Source organism: Stutzerimonas stutzeri (assembly GCF_000590475.1).
Classification (GTDB): domain Bacteria; phylum Pseudomonadota; class Gammaproteobacteria; order Pseudomonadales; family Pseudomonadaceae; genus Stutzerimonas; species Stutzerimonas stutzeri_D.
Genome location: NZ_CP007441.1, coordinates 17,786 through 33,950, shown reverse-complemented (window position 1 = coordinate 33,950; position 16,165 = coordinate 17,786). Strand labels below are relative to the sequence as shown.

The window sequence follows — 16,165 nt, the reverse complement described above, 5'->3', positions numbered from 1 at the left end:
TAACTCAGGGATTACGAACCTTATCCATCACCGCCAGCGAGCGCGTAGCCTGCAGTACCAGGCCATAGCTGAGCTTTTCGTAGGTGCGGAAGACCATCAGCAGCCCCGAACGCTCGTCTGGAATTTTGACGTTCTCACCGGTCACCCGGTCGCGTACGGTTTCGCCAGTCTTGTATACCGCCAGCACATTGCCGATGCTCAGGCCGTCGCGCGCGCCCTTGTTCAGGATCACCACATCGAACTGGCCGATCTGGGTCACACCACGCGGCACATCAAGGATCACACCCTTGATCTCGCCTTCCGGTTCGCTCGGCATGAAGGTCGAGTTCACCGCGCGCTCTTCGCTGGGGAACATACGGTCGCCGAGACGCGCTTCCTGGGTGACCCGGGTAAGCATCATGGTGGCGATGTCACCTTCCATATCGAGCAGCTCGGCGGTTCCCACGTCGTCTGCGTTGATGCCAAGGAACTCCTCGGTCTCAGGGTCCACATAGGTCTTGCCCTGCCGGAAGATGCCATAAACGCCAATGCCGTCCTGGAATTCGCCACGCCCGTAGACGCGATCACCAGCGCCACTGATGACGCGCTCGGCATTGCCGGCGACGATATAGGGCGCGGCCTCGAACTCGGCAGCGCTGTCGACGATACGGTTGCTCAGCAGGAAGCTGTTGATGGCTTCCAGCGGAATGGTGCTGATCGCTTCAGCCATGGGCGTGGTGCGAACGGTAGGCGAGAGTTTGATGGTCCCGCGCGATGCACCACGGTTAAGCACGACACGCGGCTGGCCGTCGATATAGACCAGGCTCAGACTGTCGCCGGGATAGATCAGGTGTGGGTTTTCCACTTGGGGATTGGCGTGCCAGAGCTCCGGCCATTTCCAGGGTTCGCGAAGGAAGCGACCGGAAATATCCCAGAGCGTGTCGCCTTTCACTACGGTGTACTGCTCCGGATGGTCATCCTTGAGCTGCACAGCGGCCTGTGCCATGCCGCCAACCGCCACCAGCAGCAGGGCGAGTAGTGATTTCCTCATGTGGTGAATCCCTTTATGATGTGCTTTCACGTAAAGCGCCCTAGCGCCGCAGAAACCCTTGTGGAAAGCGGCGTTAAGCCGTTTACAAGCTGTTCGGCATCTTAGCAGCGGCTTTTGACTTTATTCCATAAGTGCATCACAAACGCATATGGCAATCCTGAACATCCTAGAATTTCCTGATCCACGGCTGCGCACCATCGCCAAACCTGTGGACGTGGTCGACGACGGCATTCGTCAGCTGATCGACGACATGTTCGAAACCATGTACGACGCCCCCGGCATCGGACTGGCCGCGACGCAGGTCAACGTGCACAAGCGCGTGGTGGTGATGGACCTGTCCGAGGACAAGTCCGAGCCGCGGGTTTTCATCAACCCCGAGTTCGAGTTCCTGACCGACGAGATGGAGCAGTACCAGGAAGGTTGCCTATCGGTGCCCGGCTTCTACGAAAACGTCGACCGGCCGCAGAAGGTCAAGATCACGGCGCTGGATCGCGACGGCCAGCCCTACGAGCTGATCGCCGAAGGCCTGCTCGCCGTGTGCATCCAGCATGAATGCGATCACCTTAACGGCAAACTCTTCGTCGATTACTTATCCAATCTCAAGCGCGACCGGATCAAGAAGAAGCTGGAAAAGCTTCACCGTCAGCAGGCTTGATCACAGACCCGAAGGCTTGCAGCAGCAAGCCTTTTTTATTGATGAGTCTTTTACATGCGCATCGTTTTCGCCGGAACGCCGGAATTCGCCGCCCGTCATCTGCAAGCCCTGCTCGACGCTGATTGCCAGGTGGTGGCGGTTTACACCCAGCCGGATCGGCCGGCCGGACGCGGGCAGAAGCTGATGCCCAGCCCGGTCAAGCAGCTCGCTCTGCAGCACGGGATTGCCGTCTATCAACCGCAGACCCTGCGCGACCCCGCGGCCCAGACCAAACTGGCCGAACTGAACGCCGACCTGATGGTGGTGGTGGCCTACGGATTAATTCTGCCGCAAACCGTGCTCGATCTGCCGCGTCTGGGTTGTATCAACAGTCACGCCTCACTGTTACCGCGCTGGCGGGGTGCCGCGCCGATCCAGCGGGCGGTCGAAGCCGGCGACAGCGAATCCGGTGTGACCGTGATGCAGATGGAAGCCGGCCTGGATACCGGGCCCATGCTGCTGAAAGTCCGCACACCGATCGCCGCCGACGATACCGGCGGGACCCTGCATGATCGCCTTGCCGCGCTGGGTTCGCGCGCCGTTGTCGAAGCAGTCGCTGCGTTGGAAGCCGGGACCCTGAAGGGCGAGGCACAGGATGACGGACTGGCCACCTATGCACACAAGCTGAACAAGGAAGAAGCGCGCCTCGACTGGCGCCGCCCGGCTGTCGAGCTGGAGCGCCTGATACGCGCTTTCCATCCCTGGCCGATCTGCCACAGCAGCCTCGATCAAGCCGCTTTGAAGATACACGCGGCGCGACTGACATCGGAGCAAGGCGCTCCTGGCCAGATTCTCGACGCCAGCAAAGACGGTTTGCAGGTGGCGTGCGGCGAGGGCTCGCTGCTGCTCACCCGGCTGCAACTGCCGAACGGCAAGCCGCTCAACTTCAGCGATCTGTACAACAGCCGGCGCGAGCAGTTCACGCCTGGCAAGGTGTTCGAATAATGTCGATGAATCCGCGCCTGGCCGCGGCGCGCGCGCTCAGCGCCGTGCTGTCCGGCAAGGCCTCGCTGAACAGCAGCCTGCCCGAGGTGCTGAGCAAGGTCGACGCCCGCGATCGTGGCCTGACCCAGGAACTCGCGTTCGGTACCGCACGCTGGCAACCGCGCCTGGCCGGACTCGCCGAGCGTCTGCTGCAAAAGCCATTCAAGGCCGCCGACCGCGACGTCGAAGCCCTGCTGCTGGTCGGTCTCTACCAGTTGTTCTACACCCGCATCCCGCCGCACGCCGCCATTGGCGAGACCGTAGGCTGTGTGGAAAAGCTCAAAAAACCCTGGGCCAAGGGACTGATCAACGCCGTGCTGCGCAATGCCCAGCGCGATGGCGAGGCCTTGTTCGCCGAACTGGAACACGACCCGGTGATTCGCTTCGCCCATCCGCGCTGGTTGCAGAAATCCCTGAAGGCGCACTGGCCCGAGCACTGGCAGGCCATCTGCACGGCGAACAACGTCCATCCGCCGATGATGCTGCGGGTCAACCACCGCCAGACCCAGCGCGACGCCTACCTTGGCGAGCTGCAGAGCGCCGGCCTGGAAGCCTTCGCCTGCGCCCACAGCGAGGACGGCATCCGCCTGGCCGCGGCCTGCGACGTCAACCAATTACCCGGCTTTGCCGAGGGGCGCGTCAGTGTGCAGGACGAAGCCGCGCAGCTCGCAGCCGGGCTGCTAGATCTCGCCCCGGGGCAACGCGTTTTGGACGCCTGTTGCGCTCCCGGCGGCAAGACCTGCCACATCCTTGAGCGCGAGCCGGCGCTGGCCGAGGTCATCGCGCTGGACTTGGAGCCCAAGCGGCTAAAGCGCGTTCAGGAAAACCTCGACCGCCTGCAATTGCAGGCCAAACTGGTCGCGGCCGATGCTCGCGCGACCGAGGCCTGGTGGGACGGCGAACCGTTCCAGCGCATTCTGCTCGATGCACCCTGTTCGGCGACCGGCGTCATCCGTCGCCATCCGGACATCAAGCTGGCACGCCAGGCCGATGACATCACACCGCTGGCCACGCTGCAGGGTGAAATGCTCGACGCGCTGTGGCCAACCCTAGCGATCGGAGGCGTGCTGTTGTATGCCACGTGCTCGGTGTTGCCGACCGAGAACCGCGAGGTGATCGAGGCATTCCTGGCGCGTATGCCCGGTGCCCGTGAGCTGGATTTGCCGCGCGGTTTCGGTGTCGAACAAGCCCATGGGCGTCAATTGCTGCCGCAGGAAAACAGCCACGACGGTTTCTATTACGCCAAGCTGATAAAAATCGCGGCTCAACCCAACGGCCAGAATTCGTAAATGAACGGGGCAAAACGCCTCGCTCAACCATGGATGCGGCGGCCTATGGCCCGCCTTTCAGGAGTGATCGCGTGAAGATCATTATTCTCGGTGCAGGACAGGTGGGCGGCACGCTTGCCGAAAACCTCGCGAGCGAAGCCAACGACATTACCGTGGTCGACACCGACGCCGATCGTCTGCGCGATCTCGGTGATCGCTTGGACATCCGTACCGTGGTCGGCCGCGGCTCGTTTCCCACAGTACTACGCCAAGCCGGCGCGGACGACGCCGACATGCTGGTGGCAGTGACCAATAGCGACGAAACCAACATGGTCGCCTGTCAGGTCGCCTATACCCTGTTCCACACCCCGACCAAGATCGCTCGGGTGCGCGAATCGGTCTATCTCACCCGTTCCGGCCTGTTTAGCAATGAAGCGATTCCGGTCGACGTGCTGATCAGTCCCGAGCAGGTGGTCACCAACTACATCAAGCGTCTGATCGAGCATCCGGGCTCGTTGCAGGTCATCGACTTCGCTGGAGGAAAGGCGCAACTGGTGGCCGTTCGCGCCTACTACGGCGGGCCGCTGGTCGGGCAGGAACTGCGTCAGATCCGTAAGCACATGCCCAACGTCGACACGCGCGTAGCCGCGATTTTCCGCCGTAATCAGGCGATTCTGCCCCAGGGCGACACGGTGATCGAAGCCGATGATGAGGTCTTTTTCATCGCGGCACGCGGGCATATCCGGGCGGTCATGAGCGAAATGCGCCGGCTCGATGACAACTACAAACGCATCGTCATCGCTGGCGGCGGGCACATCGGCGAGCGCCTGGCCGAGGCGATCGAAAGCCGCTACCAGGTGAAGATCATCGAGATGAACCCGGCGCGCTGCCGTTACCTCTCGGATACCCTCGACAGCACCATCATCTTGCAGGGCAGCGCCTCGGATCGCGATCTGCTGGTGGAAGAAAACATCAACGACGCAGACGTCTTCCTTGCCCTGACCAACGATGACGAAGCGAACATCATGTCCTCGCTGCTGGCCAAGCGCCTGGGCGCGCGCAAGGTGATGTGCATCATCAACAATCCGGCCTATGTCGATCTGGTCCAGGGTGGCGAGATCGACATCGCCATCAGCCCGCAGTTGGCCACTATCGGCACCTTGCTGACCCATGTGCGCCGGGGCGATATCGTCAGCGCCCACTCGCTACGCCGGGGCGCGGCGGAGGCCATCGAAGTCATCGCCCATGGTGATTCGCGCTCGAGCAAGGTCGTCGGACGGGCCATCGGCAAGATCGCTTTGCCGCCAGGCACCAGCATCGGCGCGGTGATTCGCGACGAAGAGGTGTTGATCGCCCACGACAACACGGTCATCGAATCGGGCGATCACGTGATCCTGTTCCTCGTTGACAAGAAGCATATTCGCGACGTGGAGCGCCTGTTCCAGGCTGGCCTGACCTTCTTCTGAGTGCCCACGAGGTGCGTCAGAGCACCTCGTCAGCCACCGCGTCCACTGCGCTTTTAGCAATCTCGATGACCTGATCAGCTTCGGCCTGAGTCAATACCAGTGGCGGGGCGAAGCCGAGGATATCGCCGTGCGGCATGGCCCGGGCAATCATGCCGCGCTCCAGGCACGCGGCCGAGACGCGCGGGCCAACCTTCAGCGCCGCATCGAAGGGCGTACGGGCCTCGCGGTCGGCCATGAATTCAAGCGCCGCGAGCATACCGATGCCGCGCACCTCGCCGACCAGCGGATGTTCGGCGAACACCTGGCGCAGCTGCGCATTGAGGTAGGCACCCACCTCGGCGGCATTGCCGGGGATGTTCTCCCTTTCCAGGATATCCAGATTCGCCAACGCCGCCGCGGCACAAATCGGGTGCCCGGAATACGTCCAACCGTGCCCCATGACGCCGTCGCGGGAGGAGGCTTCGTCAATGACATCCCAGACCTTTTCTCCGACGATCACTGCGGAAAGCGGCGCGTAGGCGCTGGTCAACCCCTTCGCGGTGGTGATCAAGTCCGGTTTCATGCCGAACAGCTGGCTGCCCATCGGCGTGCCCAGACGGCCGAAGGCGCAGACCACCTCGTCGGCGATCAAGAGGATGTCGTATTTCGCCAGCACCGCCTGGATCGCCTCCCAGTATCCCTTGGGCGGGACGATGATGCCGCCCGTGCCCATCACCGGCTCGCCGATAAAGGCGGCCACGGTGTCAGGGCCTTCCCGTTGGATCAACTGCTCCAGGTCGTCGGCGCAATGACGTACGAAGGCGGCCTCGTCCATGCCGGCCGGGGCTTTGTAGAAGTGTGGGCAAGCGGCGTGCTTGATGTCCGCGTGTGGCAGATCGAAATGCTGGTGGAAGCTGGGCAGGCCGGTCAGGCTACCGGTCATGATTCCCGAGCCGTGGTAGCCACGCTGACGGGAGATGATTTTTTTCTTCTGCGGGCGACCGAGCACGTTGTTGTAATAGCGCACCAGCTTGATCTGGGTCTCATTGGCATCCGACCCGGACAGCCCGTAATAGACCTTCTTCATCCCCTCGGGCGCCCATTCGATGATGCGCCGCGACAGCTCGATGATGGCCTCGGTCGAGTGGCCGACGTAGGTGTGGTAGTAGGCCAGCTCCTTGGCCTGCTTGTAGATCGCCTCGGCCACTTCGGTGCGGCCGTAACCAATGTTCACGCAATACAGGCCGGCGAAGGCATCGATGAACTCCCGGCCTTCATGGTCACGGATGCGGATACCCGAAGCGCCAGTCACGATACGTCCCTTGAGCGCTCCGCTGGCGTGGTCATGGGCATGGGTGGACGGGTGCATGAAATGATCACGGTCCTGGGCGAAGAGGGCTTCGTAGTTCATGGGCTTCTCCTTTTGCGGTGTTGAGATGGGCCGTTTTGCCGCATCCCGACCCTGTCCCGACGGGAAAGGGGATGGTCCGATTTGGCCACGCAGGTCGCGCTCAGCCGTCATGGTCGTATCAGGGTTCATCACTCGTAGCGTTGGCCTTGGTGATGGATGCAGACGTATTTGGTCTCAACGAAGGGCTCGAAGCCCTCGCTACCGCCTTCCCGGCCGAGGCCGGAGGCTTTCATGCCGCCGAAGGGGATCGGGTGGCCGGTGAACTGGGTGCCGTTGACCGCGACCATTGCGTGATCGAGCCGCCGGATGAGTGGGTGGACGACGTCCAGCCGGTTCGAGCAAATGTAGGCAGCCAGCCCGTACTCAGTGTCGTTGGCCATGGCTACTGCCTCATCCAGGCTGTCGAACGGCAGCACACCGGCGATGGGGGCAAAGTTCTCCTCGCGGTAGATGCGCATGTTCGGGGTAACGTCCGCCAGCAGTGTCGGCTGCCAGAACCAGCCGCCGAGCGCATGGGGCTCACCGCCGGCCAGCAACCGAGCGCCTTTATCGAGCGCGTCGGCGACCCGTGCGGCGGTGGCGTCGAAGGCTGCCTGATGCATCAGCGGGCCGATCTGGCTGCGCTCATCCAGGCCGGTGCCGACGCGTAACGCGCGCACGGCAAGGGCGAAGCGCGTCAGGAAGGCCTCATAGATCGGTCGTTGCACGAGGATGCGGTTGGCCGCGCAGCAGTCCTGCCCGGACGTCTGGAACTTGGCATCCATGGCCACCTGCACCGCGTGATCGAGGTCGGTGTCCGCGCAGACGATCATCGGTGCATTGCCGCCCAGCTCCAGTGCCACCTTCTTCACCCCGGACGCGGCGGCAGCCAGTATCAGGCGACCAACCCGGGTCGAGCCGGTGAAGCTCACCGAACGCACGCGCGAATCCTCGACCAGGGTTTCCATGACCATTTGCGGCTCGCCCAGCACCACATTGAACACACCAGCCGGCAGGCCCGCTTCCTCGGCGAGCTGGGCCAGGGCGAAGGCGGAATAGGGCGTTTCATGTGCCGGCTTGACTACCACCGTGCAACCGGCCGCGAGCGCCGCAGCGGCCTTGCGGGTAATCATTGCGCTGGGGAAATTCCACGGGGTGAGCAGGGCGCAGACGCCGACCGGCTCCCTCAAGGTGCTCAGCTCGGCATCGACAATGTGGCTCGGAATGGTCCGGCCATAAAGGCGCCGAGCCTCCTCGGCGAACCAAGGGATGAAACTGGCGGCGTAGCGAATCTCGCCACGCGCCTCGGCCAGCGGCTTGCCCTGTTCCTCGCTGAGGATGGCGGCCAGGTCTTCCTGATGTAGCAAAATCAGTTCCGCCCAGCGCTGCAGCAGGGCCGCACGTTCATCCAGGCTCTGCAGGCGCCAGGAGGCAAATGCCCGCTCGGCGGCATCTACCGCGGCGACGACCTGCTCGCGCTCGAGCATCGGCACGTGAGCGATCTCGGCCTGGTTGGCCGGGTTCTGCACGGCGATGCTGGCGCCGCTGCGGCTGTGGATCCACTGACCGTCGACGTAACAAAGGGATTTGAACAGCAGAGGATGCTTGAGCGACATGACGATGTCTCCGGGCCGAATGGCATGGGAGACATGCTAGGGAAAGGCGGCTTAGGGTTTTTCCCGTAGCGGCCCGATTGGCAGGCGAATATGACTGTTTGGAGGGGATGAAACGAGAAAAGTGCGCGGCGGCTAGTAGCTCGATATTTCCCTGGCCTTGCCTGGCCTTAACCAGCGGTGGCGGTGGAAAAGGCTGCGCCGTTTCCCACCCTACGGCCAGAGCAACGAGACGGTGCAGCAGCGTTGCATTCCGCCTTCAATACCGATTCGGCTTTTTTATGCCGTGGCGGTCTTCTGCTGCGGCAGCATGCGCACGATGGCATTGAGCAGCATGCCGTAGAGCGGCACGAACAGCGCCAGGCTGATGGCCAGCTTGATCAGGTAGTCGACGCTCGCGATCTCCACCCAGTTCGCCGCCATGAAAGCGTCGTCGCTGTGCCAGAAGGCAATGGAGAAGAACACAAAGGTGTCCAGCAGATTGCCGAATATCGTGGAAGCGGTGGGCGCGACCCACCACTGGCGCAACCGCCGGAGCCGGTCGAAGACCTGAATGTCGAGAATCTGGCCAAATACATAGGCGAGGAAGCTGGCGATAGCGATGCGGAACACGAACAAGTTGAACTCGCCGAGTGCGGCGATGCCACTGAACGCGCCCTGATGGAAAAGCACAGAAACCACGTAGGACGCCATCAACGCCGGGACCATGACCTGAGCAATCACCCGCCGCGCCGGACCCTTGCCGAGCAGGCGCACGGTCAGATCGGTAGCCAGAAAGATGAACGGAAAGCTGAACGCGCCCCAGGTAGTATGCCAGCCGAACAGGGTGATCGGCAGCTGTACCAGGTAGTTACTGGCGATGATGATCAGGATGTGAAAGACGATCAGGCCGGCCAGGGTGGCACGACGGACCGACGAAGAAATCTGCAGCATGTTGCCTGTCCTTTTTTAAGAGTGATGGGGTGAGGGAACCCATTTGCCGGGCCAACAGGGCCAAGGCGGCGCGCATTCTAGTGGCAAACCGGGCCGAGGTATAGCGGCGCCCGTCAGAACACCTCAATCCGCGCAGCCTGGATATCATCATCGAACGCCGCTGGAGCGCCGCCTTCGTCGCGCTTGACGCTCTTGGTGACGATGTAGGTGTAGTAGCGCTCGATGCCCAAATCTTCCAGCAACAACGTGTCGATGAAACGCTGATAGTGGTCGATGTCGCGCGCTCGGATCATCGCGATGTAGTCGACGCCGCCACCCGTGGCATAGCAGAAGGCGACCTCCGGAGCCTCGGCCAGACGCTGTTCGAAACGGCGCATGTCCTGGGCGGTGTGTCGCGCCAGGCTAATTTCCACCAGCACCTGCTGCGTGCGGAACAGTGCGCCCCAGTCGATCAGCGCCCGATAGCCGCGCACCAGCCCAGCGGCTTGGAGCTTGCGCACGCGCTCCCAAGCCGGAGTGACCGAGAGGTTGATCGCCTCGGCCAGCGCCGACTTGGTGATCCGCCCGTCCTCGGACAGGATGCGCAGGATCTTCAGGTCATAGCGGTCGAGCTTGAGCATGATTTCTCCCTGTCACAGCCGGCACGGCCCGTCGTGCGGCTTGTCTTTCCTCGCACCGGACGAAGATTGAGGCCCCGCGCAGTTATCGTGTTTACCGCACCACCTCGGCGATCACCGCCAGCGTATCGCCGCTTTGCACCCGTCCCGGAAAATGCCGAGCGCTGAGCAGGCCGCTGCGACATGCTCGGTATTCCATCGGCATCACGCCGGTGCGACGGGCATCATGCACCCTCGCCACCAGCTCACCGGCCTGAACGGTCTCGCCCAGATCCTTGCACAATTCGAGCAGCCCGTCGCTCTCACTGCAGAGGTAGCAATCGCCATCCGGCATATCCAACATCACCGAGTCGGCCGGCTCGATGTCGCCGTCGAGCATGTCGAAATGGATCAGCAGGTTGCGCACGCCACGCTCGGCAATGGCCAGCGTCCTGGCGCTGATGGAGCCGCCGCCGCCGAGCTCGGTGGTAACGAATACCTTGCCCTGCGCTTCTGCCGCGGTGTCGTACATGCCCAGCGCATCCTGTTCGAGCATGCGCATGCAGTAGGGCGCCGCGAAGGCCCACATGCCGGCCTCGCAGCGAGCCTGCTGAGCCTTGTCTGTCAGCACGTGGCAGGCGGCGAACGGCAGGAAGTCGAGGGTCTTGCCGCCGGAGTGAATGTCCAGCACCAAGTCGGCCAGCGGCAGCAGGCTACGTTGGAAGTAGTTCGCGATCTTTTCCGTCACGCTGCCGTCAGGCCGACCGGGGAAGCTGCGGTTAAGGTTGCCCTGGTCGATCGGCGAAGTGCGGGTACCGGCCCACACCGCTGGGGCGTTCATGAAGGGAACAATGATCACCCGTCCATGCAGACGGGCCGGATCGAGACTGCAGGCCAGCTTGCTCAGTGCGAGCGGGCCTTCATACTCGTCGCCGTGATTGCCGCCGGAAAACAATGCGGTGGGACCCGCGCCGTTCTTCACCACGGTCAACGGGATCATCACTGCACCCCAGGCCGAATCGTCGCGCGAGTACGGCAGGCGCAGATAGCCGTGTTGCACGCCGTCACGCTCAAAGTCGACCGTGGGGCTGATGGGATTGCGCAATGCAGATTCGCTCATGGGCTCAGTCCTTGATGTAAAGCTTGCGTGGCAAGTCGCAGAAGGTCTCCATCCCGGTCTCGGTGATCAGGATGCTTTCGGTGATTTCCAGCCCCCAGTCCTCCATCCACAATCCCGGGATGAAGTGGAAGGTCATGCCCGGCTCGAGCACGCTTTCGTCGCTCGGGCGCAGGCTCATGGTCCGCTCGCCCCAGTCCGGCGGGTAGCTGATGCCGATCGGGTAGCCGCAGCGGCTGTCCTTCTGGATGTCGAACTTGTCGAGCACTTTAAGAAACGCACGGGCGATGTCGCCGGTGGTATTACCGGGCCGCGCCACCGCGAGGCCCGCGGAGATGCCCTCGACCACCGCCTGTTCGGCCTCGAGAATGTGCGCCGGCGGTTTGCCCAGGTAGATGGTGCGCGACAGCGGGCAGTGGTAGCGCTTGTAGCAGCCGGCAATCTCGAAGAAGGTGCCGGCGCCCAGGCGGAACGGGTTATCGTTCCAGGTCAGATGCGGCGCACTGGCGTCGGCGCCGGTCGGCAGCAATGGCACGATGGCCGGGTAGTCGCCACCATGCCCTTCAATCCCCAGAATACCGGCGCGGTAGATATCGGCGACCAGCTCGTTTTTGCGCAGACCGGGCTCGATACGCTCATAGATCGTCTCGTGCATGCGCTGAACGATGCGCGCCGCGACGCGCATGTACTCGATTTCCTGCGGCGACTTCACCGCCCGCCGCCAGTTGACCAGCGCGGTGGCATCCAGAAAGCGTGTATGCGGCAGGTGCTGCTGCAGCGAACGGAAGGCCGCCGCGCTGAAGTAGTAGTTGTCCATCTCCACACCAATGGACAGCCGGTCCCAGCCGCGCGCGGCGATCACTTCGCGGGAGAGGTAGTCCATAGGATGGCGCACGGCGGACTGCACGTAGTGGTCCGGGTAGCCGACGATATCGTCGTCGCCCATGTACACAGTGCGGCGCGCGCCGTTGGCATCCTGATCGCGGCCGAACCACAGCGGATCGCCGTCGAGCGTCAGTAGCACGCACTGATGCACGTAGAACGACCAGCCGTCATAGCCGGTCAGCCAGGCCATGTTCGACGGGTCGGTGACGATCAACAACTCGATACCGCGTGCGGCCATGGCTTGGCGAACCTTGGCGATACGCAACGCATATTCCTCCCGACTAAACGGGAGATTGACGACGATTTCGGACATCTTCTTTGCCCTCGTGGGTGGACCGCTCTTGCTCTGCAGGGGCGAGCTGGCTCGCGAGCTGGGGCCAGTGGCCCGAGCGCGAGTAGGCTCGCGTCTGAAGATCAGGGGTTGAAGATGAAACCCCTGCCCGCTGCGAGCGCCCGGTCGAAGGCGAAGTTGGCGATGGCAGTGTCTTGCGCGCCGGTGCCGGTCAAGTCGCAAAGCGTGACCTGACCAGCCGAGGTGCGTCCGGGGTGTAGCCCGGCGATCACCTGGCCGAGTTCAGCGAAAGGAGATGAGTCGTCCACTAGGCCGGCTTCTAGCGCGTGGTGAAGCTCACCGAGCACCCGGGTCTGGCTGAGCCGGTCAGCGATATAGAGATCACAGGCAGTCAGGGCGGCAGCGGCGATCTCGTTCTTGTGCTCGGCATCCGAGCCCATGGCAGTGATGTGCAGGCCCGGCTGCAGATGATGCGGCTGGATCAGGGGCGTGTGGCTGGGCGTGGTGGTAATGGCGATATCGACGCCGTCCAGTGCGGCATCGAGGCTATCCATGACACGCACTTCGATGTCCTCCAATTCGCCAGCAAAGACGGCCGCCTTCCCCGGATCGCGCGCCCAGATGCGCACCTCGCGGATGTCCCGCACCAGGCGCAGGGCGGCCAATTGCAGACGGGCCTGCTCGCCTGCGCCAAGTATCGCTACGCGGCTGGAGTCCGCCCGGCTCAGCCATTTTGCCGCGACTGCCCCGGCGGCGGCCGTGCGCACCGCGGTAAGAAAACCGTTATCCAGCAACAGTGCATCGAGCAGGCCGGTGCGCGCCGAGAACAGCATCATCAGCCCGTTGAGACTCGGCAAACCGAGCGTCGGGTTGTCGAAGAACCCCGGGCTGACCTTGATGGCGAAGCGCGGCAGGCCCGGCAGGTAGGCGGTCTTCACGTCGACCTCGCCATTGTGCTCGGGGATGTCCAGACGCAGGATCGGCGGCATCGCCACCGCCGCGGTGGCGAGCAGGCGGAACGCATCTTCGACCGCGTCGAGGCTGGCCGGATCAAGGGCCAGGCAGGCGCGGAGATCGGTTTCGCTGAGCAGCACTGTCTCGGCCATGTTGATCTCCATCGGGGGTACACCGGACGCACCGGTAGCAGGGTTGACGGGCTTGGGTTGTTTTATTCGTTGGCGCCGTTGAGCACGCGCAAATGCTGTCCGTTATCCACGTTACGGCCGCTGATCACGATGACCACCGGCCCACGTGGCTTGATCGAGCGCTCGAGCAGGGCGGCGATGCCGACGGCGGCGGCGCCTTCGATCACCAGCCGTTCCTCGTGGTAGGCATGGCGGATGCCGGCGGCGATGATCGGCTCGTCGAGCAAGAGGACGCTGTCGGCGAGCTCACGGACGAGGTCGAAGGTGTAGCGATTGTTCAATCCGATGCCGCCGCCAAGTGAGTCGGCCAGGCTGGGGCGCTCGTCGAGCTCGACCGGGTGGCCCGCCTCGAGGCTCGCATACATCGCCGCGCCGCAGCGCATGCTGATGCCATGGGCGCGGATCGCCGGGCGTTGGTGCTTGAGGCCCAGGGCGACACCGGCAAACAGTCCGCCGCCGGAAAGCGGCACCAGCACCTCGGCGACTTCGGGACACTGTTCGAGTATTTCCAGGCCGAGTGTGCCCTGGCCAGCGATGATATGCGGATGGTCAAAAGGCGGAATGAAGGTGGCGCCCTGCTCTTGGGCGATGCGTTCGGCCTCGACCTGGGCGTCATCCTGGCTGTGACCGACGATGACCACCTCGGCACCAAGCTCGCGGATCGCCTGCACCTTGTTTGGCGGCACCATATGCGACAGGCAGACGACGGCTTTGGCGCCCTGCTGCTGCGCAGCGAAAGCGAGCGCACGACCATGATTTCCGGTGGAGGCGGTGACCACGCCGAGGCGTTTCTGCGTCTCCGATAACTGGGCGACCGCATAGCTCGCGCCACGCAGTTTGAAGCTGCCGGTGGCCTGCTGCGATTCCAGCTTCAACCACACCGGTACGCCAGCCAGCAGGCTGAGCGACGCCGAACGCTCCAGGGGCGTTTCCCGAACGAGGCCGCGAATGCGCTCGCGTGCGTCGAAGAGCTGGTCGAGAAGAATCGGCTGCATGGCAAACATCCCGATGATGGATGTCGCCGAGTGTAGGAGCGCTGATTTCAGCAGCCCAATGTACTAGGACTCTTTATTTTTGCCCCACAATTGTGCCGCTCCCAAGGCCTGATGCGCCATGTCATGGGGCTCATAGGTCTGCGAGCGACACACTTGGTGCACGCGGGCTCATTTTTTCAGCGCGCGCCGCGAAACTCGTGAATCTCCGGGTACTGCTCAAAAACCTCGCGAACGCTGCACAACCCCTCACGCAAGCGCTCTTCGTCGCACTCGGCACCCACGCACAGACGCATCGCCCTCGGCCGTCGGGTACCCGGCGGCAGGAAGGGGTCGGGCAGGGTCAGGGCAATCTCACGGCGGCGCAACTCGTGCTGCAGCGCATCCAGCTCCCAATGGTCGGGCACGTTCAGCCAGGCGCTGAGGGAGGCTGGGTGGCTGCCACGCAGGTAATCGCCCAGTTCAGCGGTCACTGCGGCCTGGCGGGTGGCGATCAACTCGCGCTGCAGGCGCACCAGTTCATCGGCCTGACCGTGCTCGATCCAACGCGTGGCGATTTCGCCCAGCAGCGGCGCGGCCATCCAGCTGTTGACCCGCAATATGCTTTCGGTGCGCAACGCCAGCCGCCGCGGCATGGCCAGATAGCCGATGCGCAGGCCGGTGAGCACCGACTTGGTCAGGCTGGTGCAGTAGAACGACAACTCAGGCAGGTAATGGCTGATCGGCAAGGCTTCGCGGTAGTCGCCAAGCAGAGGCCCGTAAACGTCGTCCTCGATCACATAAACACCGTAGCGACGGGCGATCTCGGCGATTTCGCGGCGGCGCGTATCCGGCATTATGGTGCTGGTGGGATTGTTCAGATTCGGTGTACAGACCAGCGCGGTGACCCGCTCGTTGCCGCACAGGTCCTCGAAATGCTCCGGATCGAGACCATGGCGATCGGTCTCCACGCCTTGCAGGGTGAAGCCGAGCACCTGAGCGGTGCCGATTACCCCATGGTCGGTACAGTTTTCGCAGAGGACCAGATCGTCCGGCCCAGCCAGAGAGGCGAGGGCGAGGAAGATCGCGTGGGAGGTACCGTTGGTGAGCAGCAGATCCTGCAGGTCTACCTTCAGACCCAGCCCGGCGAGCCATTGCACGCCGACCTCGCGGTGGTGCTCGAAACCGGCGATCGGCCGGCAGGCGTGGATCCAGGGTTGTTCGTGCTCGGCCGCCAGCTCCTCGCAGGTTCGGCGCCAAAAGCGGTCGTGCGTCTCGGTACGAACGATGCGCGCCGTTGAAAAATCGAGCAGCGAATTTTCGCCGCGATCAAGCATCGAACTGGCGACTCGCTCGCTGATGCGCCGACTGACGAAGCTGCCGCGGCCTACTTCGCAGCGCACCCAACCCTGGCGCTCCAATTCCTTGTAGGCATTGGTCACCGTCTGCACGCTGATGTCGAGTTGCTCGGCCAGCAACCGCTGCGGCGGCAGGCGCTGGCCGTCCTGCAGGTGGCCCTGTTCGATGTCGGTTGCAATAGCGGTGACCAGCAGCTTGTATTTCGACGCGCCACTCCGGGCAGCGAGCAAGGCCTGTTTCCAGTTGCGCATGACAATCCCACCTTCAGTCGAGCCGACAGGATCAGCCGAACTGCAGTGTCATGCAATTGTCCTAGTGCAATCCCACTGAGAAAACGGTCTTTGTTATGCTCGAGCGGCGAAACGCGGCGCACGTCTCGAAGAAGAAGTCCCAAGCCGCGCTGAGGCAGGGAATGCCCTGTCCTGATGCTCATGAAACTGCCC

The 16,165-nt window shown here is 63.1% G+C and carries 14 protein-coding genes; 4 read left to right on the top strand and 10 right to left on the bottom strand.

Annotated features, from left to right (window positions below; translation table 11 throughout):
* Positions 1–4: 4 nt before the first annotated feature.
* Positions 5–1,030 (bottom strand): LysM peptidoglycan-binding domain-containing protein, encoded by a 1,026-nt coding sequence (locus CH92_RS00155; protein ID WP_025239778.1) that lies wholly within the window; start codon positions 1,028–1,030, stop codon positions 5–7.
* A 148-nt stretch (positions 1,031–1,178) separates the two neighbouring features.
* Here CH92_RS00155 and def point away from each other — a divergent pair, with 148 nt between their 5' ends.
* From def to trkA, 4 genes are all read left to right on the top strand, one after another.
* Positions 1,179–1,685, top strand: a complete 507-nt coding sequence (gene def, locus CH92_RS00150; protein WP_025239777.1) for a peptide deformylase — start codon at positions 1,179–1,181, stop codon at positions 1,683–1,685.
* A 54-nt stretch (positions 1,686–1,739) separates the two neighbouring features.
* Positions 1,740–2,669 carry a methionyl-tRNA formyltransferase gene (fmt, locus tag CH92_RS00145; RefSeq protein WP_025239776.1) on the top strand — a complete coding sequence of 310 codons (930 nt, stop codon included), beginning with the start codon at positions 1,740–1,742 and terminating at the stop codon, positions 2,667–2,669.
* Between the two features lie 5 nt (positions 2,670–2,674).
* Complete coding sequence (rsmB, locus tag CH92_RS00140) at positions 2,675–3,997, top strand: 16S rRNA (cytosine(967)-C(5))-methyltransferase RsmB (RefSeq protein ID WP_025239775.1); 1,323 nt, start codon at positions 2,675–2,677, stop codon at positions 3,995–3,997.
* A 71-nt stretch (positions 3,998–4,068) separates the two neighbouring features.
* Positions 4,069–5,442, top strand: a complete 1,374-nt coding sequence (gene trkA / locus CH92_RS00135; protein ID WP_025239774.1) for a Trk system potassium transporter TrkA — start codon at positions 4,069–4,071, stop codon at positions 5,440–5,442.
* Between the two features lie 16 nt (positions 5,443–5,458).
* Here trkA and CH92_RS00130 read toward each other — a convergent pair whose 3' ends face one another.
* The 9 genes from CH92_RS00130 to CH92_RS00090 all read right to left on the bottom strand — a co-directional run bounded on the left by CH92_RS00130 (position 5,459) and on the right by CH92_RS00090 (position 15,973).
* Complete coding sequence (locus CH92_RS00130; RefSeq protein WP_025239773.1) at positions 5,459–6,832, bottom strand: aspartate aminotransferase family protein; 1,374 nt, start codon at positions 6,830–6,832, stop codon at positions 5,459–5,461.
* A gap of 128 nt (positions 6,833–6,960) precedes the next feature.
* Positions 6,961–8,427 carry an NAD-dependent succinate-semialdehyde dehydrogenase gene (locus CH92_RS00125; RefSeq protein WP_025239772.1) on the bottom strand — a complete coding sequence of 489 codons (1,467 nt, stop codon included), beginning with the start codon at positions 8,425–8,427 and terminating at the stop codon, positions 6,961–6,963.
* Between the two features lie 276 nt (positions 8,428–8,703).
* Positions 8,704–9,357, bottom strand: a complete 654-nt coding sequence (locus CH92_RS00120) for a 7-cyano-7-deazaguanine/7-aminomethyl-7-deazaguanine transporter (RefSeq protein ID WP_025239771.1) — start codon at positions 9,355–9,357, stop codon at positions 8,704–8,706.
* A gap of 113 nt (positions 9,358–9,470) precedes the next feature.
* Positions 9,471–9,977, bottom strand: a complete 507-nt coding sequence (locus tag CH92_RS00115) for an Lrp/AsnC family transcriptional regulator (protein WP_025239770.1) — start codon at positions 9,975–9,977, stop codon at positions 9,471–9,473.
* Between the two features lie 91 nt (positions 9,978–10,068).
* Positions 10,069–11,073, bottom strand: a complete 1,005-nt coding sequence (gene doeB / locus CH92_RS00110) for a N(2)-acetyl-L-2,4-diaminobutanoate deacetylase DoeB (RefSeq protein ID WP_025239769.1) — start codon at positions 11,071–11,073, stop codon at positions 10,069–10,071.
* A 4-nt stretch (positions 11,074–11,077) separates the two neighbouring features.
* Positions 11,078–12,268 (bottom strand): ectoine hydrolase DoeA, encoded by a 1,191-nt coding sequence (doeA, locus tag CH92_RS00105; protein WP_025239768.1) that lies wholly within the window; start codon positions 12,266–12,268, stop codon positions 11,078–11,080.
* Between the two features lie 101 nt (positions 12,269–12,369).
* Positions 12,370–13,353, bottom strand: coding sequence for an ectoine utilization protein EutC (gene eutC / locus CH92_RS00100; RefSeq protein ID WP_025239767.1), 984 nt, complete (start codon positions 13,351–13,353; stop codon positions 12,370–12,372).
* A 62-nt stretch (positions 13,354–13,415) separates the two neighbouring features.
* A complete protein-coding gene (gene eutB / locus CH92_RS00095; protein ID WP_025239766.1) occupies positions 13,416–14,387 on the bottom strand; it encodes a hydroxyectoine utilization dehydratase EutB in 972 nt (323 codons plus the stop codon).
* A 176-nt stretch (positions 14,388–14,563) separates the two neighbouring features.
* A complete protein-coding gene (locus tag CH92_RS00090) occupies positions 14,564–15,973 on the bottom strand; it encodes a PLP-dependent aminotransferase family protein (RefSeq protein ID WP_025239765.1) in 1,410 nt (469 codons plus the stop codon).
* Between the last annotated feature and the right edge of the window lie 192 nt (positions 15,974–16,165).

What these genes read in the sequence shown, in the direction of transcription:
- CH92_RS00155 (WP_025239778.1), bottom strand. Translation starts at nt 1,030, where the DNA reads ATGAGGAAATCACTACTCGCCCTGCTGCTGGTGGCGGTTGGCGGCATG.
- def (WP_025239777.1), top strand. Translation starts at nt 1,179, where the DNA reads ATGGCAATCCTGAACATCCTAGAATTTCCTGATCCACGGCTGCGCACC.
- fmt (WP_025239776.1), top strand. Translation starts at nt 1,740, where the DNA reads ATGCGCATCGTTTTCGCCGGAACGCCGGAATTCGCCGCCCGTCATCTG.
- rsmB (WP_025239775.1), top strand. Translation starts at nt 2,675, where the DNA reads ATGAATCCGCGCCTGGCCGCGGCGCGCGCGCTCAGCGCCGTGCTGTCC.
- CH92_RS00130 (WP_025239773.1), bottom strand. Translation starts at nt 6,832, where the DNA reads ATGAACTACGAAGCCCTCTTCGCCCAGGACCGTGATCATTTCATGCAC.
- CH92_RS00125 (WP_025239772.1), bottom strand. Translation starts at nt 8,427, where the DNA reads ATGTCGCTCAAGCATCCTCTGCTGTTCAAATCCCTTTGTTACGTCGAC.
- CH92_RS00120 (WP_025239771.1), bottom strand. Translation starts at nt 9,357, where the DNA reads ATGCTGCAGATTTCTTCGTCGGTCCGTCGTGCCACCCTGGCCGGCCTG.
- CH92_RS00115 (WP_025239770.1), bottom strand. Translation starts at nt 9,977, where the DNA reads ATGCTCAAGCTCGACCGCTATGACCTGAAGATCCTGCGCATCCTGTCC.
- doeB (WP_025239769.1), bottom strand. Translation starts at nt 11,073, where the DNA reads ATGAGCGAATCTGCATTGCGCAATCCCATCAGCCCCACGGTCGACTTT.
- doeA (WP_025239768.1), bottom strand. Translation starts at nt 12,268, where the DNA reads ATGTCCGAAATCGTCGTCAATCTCCCGTTTAGTCGGGAGGAATATGCG.
- eutC (WP_025239767.1), bottom strand. Translation starts at nt 13,353, where the DNA reads ATGGCCGAGACAGTGCTGCTCAGCGAAACCGATCTCCGCGCCTGCCTG.
- eutB (WP_025239766.1), bottom strand. Translation starts at nt 14,387, where the DNA reads ATGCAGCCGATTCTTCTCGACCAGCTCTTCGACGCACGCGAGCGCATT.
- CH92_RS00090 (WP_025239765.1), bottom strand. Translation starts at nt 15,973, where the DNA reads ATGCGCAACTGGAAACAGGCCTTGCTCGCTGCCCGGAGTGGCGCGTCG.